This window comes from Paraburkholderia sp. HC6.4b, from assembly GCF_014200875.1.
GTDB lineage: Bacteria > Pseudomonadota > Gammaproteobacteria > Burkholderiales > Burkholderiaceae > Paraburkholderia > Paraburkholderia tuberum.
The window spans coordinates 1-1,212 of sequence record NZ_JACHDC010000062.1; the positions used below are offsets into that span (position 1 = coordinate 1).

At 57.8% G+C, this 1,212-nt stretch carries 1 protein-coding gene; it reads left to right on the forward strand.

Annotated elements, in window-relative coordinates:
- The first annotated feature begins 89 nt into the window (after positions 1–89).
- Entirely contained in the window at positions 90–1,082 is a 993-nt protein-coding gene (locus HDG34_RS38585; protein WP_090812378.1) for an IS5 family transposase, read from the forward strand.
- Positions 1,083–1,212: the final 130 nt, after the last annotated feature.

Genomic DNA, 1,212 nt, shown 5'->3' on the forward strand with positions numbered 1-1,212 from the left:
AGGGAAGCGCTGATTTATTCAGCTCGGTGGTCATCGTTGGCGTAGCTGAGGACGTTATAGAAGGCAACTCACGGAACAGACTCACACTGATGAAGAGGCAGATCGGCTTCGCCGAAGCGGAAATTGCAGGCAAGAAGCGAGTGACGAGGCGCCAACGCTTCCTCGCCGAGATGGAGAAGGTCGTTCCGTGGCAGCGCTTGCTGTCGGCAATCGAGCCGCACTATCCGAAGGGCACGCGAGGCCGCCCGCCGATTGGCCTGGAGCGAATGCTGCGAATCTACTTCCTGCAACAGTGGTACGGGCTGTCGGACGAAGGACTGGAAGACGCGCTGTATGACAGCATCGCGCTGCGAGCCTTCGCCGGCATCGATCTGGCAGTTGAGAACGTGCCTGATGCGACCACGCTGTTGAAATTCCGGCGCCTGCTGATCGAACACGAACTGACACGGAAGTTGTTCGACGAGATTGGCATCTCGCTGTGCGAGCGTGGGCTGATGATGAAGGAAGGCACGCTGGTTGACGCAACGATCATTGAAGCGCCGCCGTCGACCAAGAACGCCGGGAAGAGTCGTGACCCGGAAATGCATCAGACGAAGAAGGGAAACGAATGGCACTTTGGAATGAAAGCCCACATTGGCGTCGATGCCGATTCGGGCCTGATCCACAGTGTGGTTGGCACATCGGCCAACGTGTCGGATGTATCGCAAGCGCATGCCCTGCTGCACGGACATGAAGAGCAGGCGTTCGCCGACGCGGGCTACATTGGCGTAGACAAGCGCGAGGAAATGGCGGGCAAGACCGTGAAGTGGCACGTCGCTGCCAAGCGGGGAAAGATCAAGGCGATGCAGGACGGGGCGCTGAAGAACCTGGTGATCGCGGTCGAGCGAACCAAGGCGCAGATCCGGTCGCGGGTTGAGCATCCATTCCATATCGTCAAGAACCTGTTTCACCATCGCAAGACGCGATACAAGGGCTTGGCCAAGAACACCGCGCAACTGTTCAGCCTGTTCGCTCTTGCGAATCTGGTGATTGCGCGAAATCTGTCGCGATCGGTCCATGGGAGCAATCCGTCATGCGTATAAAAAATGCGAGCAGGGAGCCTCGTTTGCGCGTCCAATTCACCGAGTTGAGCATCGATTCGCTTCGTCATCCGGAAAATTCGACGGCATCTCGTCTGCAACTTGGGCAGTTGGTCCATTGATCAGCGCTTCC